Genomic DNA, 5,584 nt, shown 5'->3' with positions numbered 1-5,584 from the left:
GGGTGCAGACCGCGCATGACGTGACGATCGAGATCGAGGGTTCGAAGAAGCCGGCACTGACCGCGCGCTGGCTGACGCTGACCTTGATCGAACGCCAGCCCGAGACGGCATGAGTGATCCCGTTCTCGACCAGGCAGCGCTTGCGCCTTATCTCGAGGCGAACATACCGGGCTTTTCCGGACTTGCGGCAGTCGAGAAGTTCAAATCCGGCCAATCGAACCCGACCTACCTTTTGACGGCGGCAAGCGGCCGTTACGTGCTGCGCGCCAAGCCGCCGGGGCAATTGCTGAAATCGGCGCATCAGGTCGACCGCGAATTCAGGGTGATGAGCGCGCTTGCCGGCACCGCCGTGCCCGTGCCTGCCATGCTGCATCTGTCGGCGGAAGACTCGCCCATCGGCCGCATGTTCTACGTGATGGATTTCCTCGACGGCCGCATTTTCTGGGATCCGGCCCTGCCGGAGGCAGGCGACAACGAAGAACGCGCCGCCATATATGATGCCATGAACGAAACCCTCGCGGCGCTGCACGAGATCGATGTCGGGACAGTGGGGCTCGGCGATTTCGGGCGGCCGGGAAATTATTTCGAGCGCCAGCTGGCGCGCTGGACCAGCCAGTACCGCGCCTCGGAGACTGACGCAGTCGCCGACATGGACCGGCTGATTGCCTGGTTGGAAACGCGTATGCCCGCCGATGACGGCCGGATCTCGTTGGTGCATGGCGACTACCGGCTGGACAATCTGATCTTCGCGCCGGACCGGCCGAAGGTGCTGGCGGTGCTCGACTGGGAATTGTCGACATCAGGCCACCCCTTCGCCGATATCGCCTATCAATGCATGCAATGGCGGCTGCCGCACGCTTCCGGCTTTCGCGGCCTGGGCGGTGTCGACCGTTCCGCACTCGGCCTGCCCTCCGAGGAGGACTACGTCGCCGCCTACTGCCGGCGGCGCGGGCTCACCGGTATCGGCAACTGGACGTTCTACCTCGCCTTTTCCTTCTTCCGGCTGGCCGCGATTTGCCAGGGCGTCTACAAGCGGGCGCTGGACGGCAACGCCTCCAATCCGGAAAAGGCCCGGACCTATGGCGAGGCGGTAAAGCTGCTTTCGCGCCTTGCCGCGAAGCTGATCGACAAGGAGGCGTGATGGGCCGCTTTGACGGAGCAAAGGTGCTGATCACGGGTGCCGCCAACCTCGACAAGCGTCGGCACGATCCGAAGCATACCGCTTGGGAACTTCCCGTGCCCTTGTCCGTTTCCGTACAGCGTATATAATTTAGCCAGCCACCAACCAACCAAAGGCACCAGATCTTGCCGCAGAGCGTCCAGACACGCCGCGAGAAGCAAAAGGCCGAACTGCGCTCCGAACTTGTCGAGGCCGCGCACAAGCTCGTCCAGGAAGAAGGCTATGAAGGCCTGACCATCCGCAAATTGGCCAAGCGGGTCGGCTACGCCCCGATGTCTGTCTATTCCTACTTCGCCGACAAGCAGGACATCCTGTTCGCTCTGGCCGAGGATGCGTTCGAGACGCTGGCCCGCCGCATCGAGGAGCATCCATCCGATGATCCGATCGAGGCCTTGCAGGCGGTGATGACCGAATATGCCGCTTTCGGACTCGGCAATCCCAACGAATACCGCACCGTGTTCATGACCGAAAAGACCAAGCTGCCGGAAGGCTACAATGAAATGGAGGAGAGCAACCCTGCTATGAAGGTGCTGATCAGCAGGGTCGAGGCCTGCGTCGCCGCCGGCAAATTGCAGGGCGATCCGCGCGCCATCGCCACCATGCTGTGGGCGGTCGGCCACGGCACGATCTCGCTGCTCATCACCTTTCCGTTCTACCCCTTCGGCGATCCGCAGGCCTTCGTGAAGCGGATGTGCGATTTCACGCTCGCCACGCTCAGCACGCAAAACGTCCCGCCGCTGACCGAGACACCGGTCAACTGCTGAACGCCGTTTCCTGGTTTTGTGTATTCCCCTCCAGACCTGGGGGTTCTTGGTTAACAAAAATTTATTGTACGCGTACGGTTTTCCTTGAACTTCGCGATCGACGGGCGTATATGTACAGCGTATCGTACATGTACGAGAGAAATTCACCCGTCGGTACGAATTGAATTCGACCCGGAAACCGGAGACTGACAATGAAAAAGACACTCCTCACCCTCGCCGCCGTGCTGGCACTTTCGGGCTCGGCCTTCGCCGCCAACACCACCCATCCCGTCAAGCATGCGCCGGTGGCGGCCTGCGTTGACACCAGGACCAACGTGAAGCTCGATTGCGCTTCGACCGGTTCGGTCGAGAAGAAGGGTGCCACGCAAAATACCGCTGAAGGCAAGGGCCCGCGGCTCGGCATCAGCATCAATCCGTGGATTGTACCAAGCGCATTTTGACATCAGCAAAGATCGCGTCTGGCCGGCACAAGCCGGCCAGCTTCAGCCGACCGAAACCGGCAGCTTCGCCGCTGAACTCTCGAAGGCCGCGTCGATCAGCTTTTGCATGTCCGCGGCACGCCGGAACGACGGATCGCCATTCCGGCCTGTATCCAGCGCATCGGCAAAGCGTCGCGCATTGCGCTTGACACTGGGCAGCGCCAAGATCTGCCAGCGCTGAAGATCGACATCGCCGCCGAGACAGGCCGACAGGTTCGATGCCTTGCCGTCGGTTTCGACCCTGATGGCGCCCTTGGTGCCGTGCAGGGCCAGCGACAGATCGTTGGCGTGGCCGGTCATGTAGCGGCTCGCCACGATCGTAGCGAGCGCACCGGAACTGAGCCGCGCCGTCATTGCCACGCTGTCATTGGCGTCCAGCACATAGTCGCCGATGCGCTCGCCCTCGGCCTTCGGAAACGTCACCAGATCGGCATGCAGGCTGACGATATCCTGGCCGGCGCCATAGGTGGCGAAGTCCAGGATATGGATGCCGACATCGCCCAGCACACCGGTCGAACCGTGCCGGCTCGACAAGCGCCAGAGCCATTTGTCCTCGACCCGCCAGTCGCCCCACGACTGGCTGACCAGCCAGCTTTGCCGGTAGCTTGCCTCGACATGGCGCAACACGCCGATCTCGCCGGCCAGCACCATGCGCCGCGCTTCATGGATCGCCGGTGAGTTGCGATAGGTCAGGTTGACCATGTTGACCACCCCTGCAGCCTCGGCCGCTTCGGTCATATCAAGCGCGTCGGCGTGGTTCGGCGCCAGCGGCTTTTCGCAAAACACATGCTTTCCCTGGGCAAGCAGCGCCAGCGTCGTTGCCATATGCGCACCATCCGGCGTCGCGTTGATGGCGGCATCGAACTGACCGCAGGCGATCGCCGCCTCCAGGCTCTCGAAAGATTCGCCGATCTTGCTGACGGCGGCAAACGCCGCCGCGCGGCCAGGCACCTGATCGACGCAAGCGACGATGCTGCAGCCGGGAATCCCGGCAAACTCATCGACATGATGTCCGGCGATGCCGCCGGTGCCGAGCAGAAGAATTCGATGCATCAGTTCAGGCCCCCAGCCACCTCACACCCCAATCAGCTCAGGCCCGAATCAACTCAGGCCCTTGTCGCCGTCGGCATGCAGGCGCAGCCCCTTCTGCACGATCTTCTCCTTGGCCGCATCCGTCGGCACGTTCGACGCATTGGTGATGCCGGACCATGCCGGCGCCGGGTTGTGCGCCCAGTGCACGGCGTTGCGCAGCACCTGCTGCACGCCCTCATTGTGATAGATCGGATAGGTCTCGTGGCCGGGCGAGAAGTAGAAGATCCGTCCCGCGCCGCGCTGGTAGGTCAGCCCGGACCGGAACACCTCGCCACCCTCGTACCAGGAGACGAACACCGTCTCCAGCGGCTCCGGCACGGCGAAGGGCTCGCCATACATTTCGGTCTCGCCGATCTCCAGGCACTCGCCGATGCCTTGCGCGATCGGGTGGCCGCGGTTGATCGCCCAGACGCGCTCGCGCTCGCCCGCCTCGCGCCATTTCAGCGAACAGGGCGTGCCCATCAGCCGCTTGAATATCTTCGAGTAGTGGCCGGAATGAAGCACGATCAAGCCCATCCCTTCCCACACCCGCTTCTGCACCCGCTCGACGATCTCGTCCTTGACCTCGCCATGCGCCGCGTGGCCCCACCACAAAAGCACGTCGGTGGCCGCCAGGCGCTTTTCGCTCAGGCCGTGCTCGGGCTCCTGCAAGGTGGCGGTGGTCGCCTCGATGCCCTTGTCCTGGTTGAGGGCGGCGGCAATGGTGCCATGCATGCCCAAGGGATAGAGGTCGCGCACGGCTTCATTGGTCTGCTCGTGGACATTCTCGCCCCAAACGATCGCTTTTGTCGGCATTTTCATCTCCCAAAGCGCTTTAAATAGCATGTCAAAAGGGATTGAGAAGGTGCCGATGCCGCCTGGCCCGATGGAATACTACGTCTTGCGCTTCTTGCGCCCCGGCACGGTCTTGGCCGTGCCCGGTTTCGCCGGGGCGCCGGGGATGGCGGTTCCGGTAATGGATATCGGATCGCTGGCCGGGAACGTGTCTTCGAGGCCTTCCTCGAGTTCCTCTTCGGCGCTCGGGGCTTCATGTCGCTCATGTTCGAGCGAGCGGACGGCCGATGTCTTTATGACCGGCGACTTCGGTGCGGAATTCGACGGCATCGGCATTCTCCCTCGGCGTGCGGATGCAGAACGAGCGTGCCCTGCAAAACGTTCCGAGTTCAGACCGCAGCGTCGCGCGATCCCTCGGACAGGAAAGTAAAGACATAGTCCGAGAAGGAACGCCAGCATTCGACCCGGAAGGCATCGGCGGCTGTGCGCAGCAGCACGATCTCGGTCTTGCCCAGGATGGTGCGCGACGCTGCGCCCACCGGGAAGGCGTCGAGCGACAGGTCCTGCGGGCAGCCAGCATTGATCGTCGCCGCTGCCCCAGGGCCCGTCACCGATATCGCGATGTTGCGATGCGAGACGCCGACCGCCGAATGCAGCGCGGATACTTTGGCGCAATCGGCGAGCGGATCGTTGCCGGCCTCATCGATCACAAGCCATTCGTCGGGACCGAGCCACAAGACGGTGCGCCCGCCCTTCGCGGCAGAGGTTTTCGGCTTGTTCGGCAAGGTCACGCCGAGCGCCTTCGAAAGCGCTGCGGCCGAAGCCTCCGGCGCACGCAGTGAAACGCGCTCGGCCGACGGCAGCACCTCGACCTTGACGGCGGCGGCAGTGGTGCTGCGCCCAGCCAGCGCCGGACGGCGTTCGACCGAAGGCGATGCGGCCGGAGCCGTCTTCCTTGCAGCGGCCTTAGCCATTGAGGCGCCCTCCCGTCTCGTCGAAGAATACCATGCCGGTAACCTCCACTTCGATCACCCCATTCGGCATCGGCACATAGAGGGTCTCGCCCATCCGGTCGCGGCCGCCGGCGACCAGCGCCAATGCGATCGAGCGGCCGCAATTTTCCGACCAATAGCTCGAGCTGACATGGCCGATCATCTTCATCGGGATCGCCTGCTTGGGATCCTCGACGACCTGCGCGCCTTCTTCCAGCACCACTTTGGGGTCCCTGGTCTTGAGGCCGACCAGCTGCTTGCGGCCCTTGGCGACCAGATCCGGCCGCGTCAGGCCGCGGATGC

8 protein-coding genes and 1 pseudogene are annotated in these 5,584 nt (G+C 63.3%); 4 read left to right on the top strand and 5 right to left on the bottom strand.

The window, feature by feature from the left end; translation table 11 throughout:
- From EN906_RS38265 to EN906_RS13560, 4 genes and pseudogenes are all read left to right on the top strand, one after another.
- Nucleotides 1-113 (top strand): annotated as a pseudogene (locus EN906_RS38265) (MaoC family dehydratase); the annotation flags it as partial.
- A complete protein-coding gene (locus EN906_RS13575) occupies nt 110-1,141 on the top strand; it encodes a phosphotransferase family protein (RefSeq protein ID WP_127268961.1) in 1,032 nt (343 codons plus the stop codon). The pseudogene EN906_RS38265 and the gene EN906_RS13575, both read left to right, overlap by 4 nt.
- 164 nt (nt 1,142-1,305) lie before the next feature.
- Nucleotides 1,306-1,944: a TetR/AcrR family transcriptional regulator gene (locus tag EN906_RS13565; protein WP_127268963.1), complete on the top strand. Its 639-nt coding sequence runs from the start codon at nt 1,306-1,308 to the stop codon at nt 1,942-1,944.
- A 191-nt stretch (nt 1,945-2,135) separates the two neighbouring features.
- Entirely contained in the window at nt 2,136-2,384 is a 249-nt protein-coding gene (locus EN906_RS13560) for a DUF680 domain-containing protein (protein WP_127268964.1), read from the top strand.
- A 42-nt stretch (nt 2,385-2,426) separates the two neighbouring features.
- On the opposite strand, the gene EN906_RS13555 is transcribed toward EN906_RS13560, so the two are convergent.
- The 5 genes from EN906_RS13555 to EN906_RS38260 form a co-directional block, all read right to left on the bottom strand.
- Nucleotides 2,427-3,476 (bottom strand): Gfo/Idh/MocA family oxidoreductase, encoded by a 1,050-nt coding sequence (locus tag EN906_RS13555; RefSeq protein ID WP_127271394.1) that lies wholly within the window; start codon nt 3,474-3,476, stop codon nt 2,427-2,429.
- A 48-nt stretch (nt 3,477-3,524) separates the two neighbouring features.
- Nucleotides 3,525-4,310 carry a ThuA domain-containing protein gene (locus EN906_RS13550; protein WP_127271192.1) on the bottom strand — a complete coding sequence of 262 codons (786 nt, stop codon included), beginning with the start codon at nt 4,308-4,310 and terminating at the stop codon, nt 3,525-3,527.
- A 78-nt stretch (nt 4,311-4,388) separates the two neighbouring features.
- Nucleotides 4,389-4,619, bottom strand: a complete 231-nt coding sequence (locus EN906_RS13545) for a hypothetical protein (protein ID WP_127271190.1) — start codon at nt 4,617-4,619, stop codon at nt 4,389-4,391.
- Nucleotides 4,620-4,678: 59 nt separating this feature from the next.
- Complete coding sequence (locus EN906_RS13540) at nt 4,679-5,263, bottom strand: sarcosine oxidase subunit gamma (protein ID WP_127271189.1); 585 nt, start codon at nt 5,261-5,263, stop codon at nt 4,679-4,681.
- On the bottom strand, nt 5,256-5,584 hold a 329-nt coding region (locus tag EN906_RS38260; protein WP_281060442.1), incomplete at its 5' end, for a glycine cleavage T C-terminal barrel domain-containing protein. The genes EN906_RS38260 and EN906_RS13540, both read right to left, overlap by 8 nt.

The organism is Mesorhizobium sp. M7A.F.Ca.CA.004.06.1.1 (assembly GCF_003999135.1).
GTDB lineage: Bacteria > Pseudomonadota > Alphaproteobacteria > Rhizobiales > Rhizobiaceae > Mesorhizobium.
The sequence above is the reverse complement of the archived record's forward strand: the minus strand, read 5'-3'. Positions and strand labels throughout refer to the sequence as shown.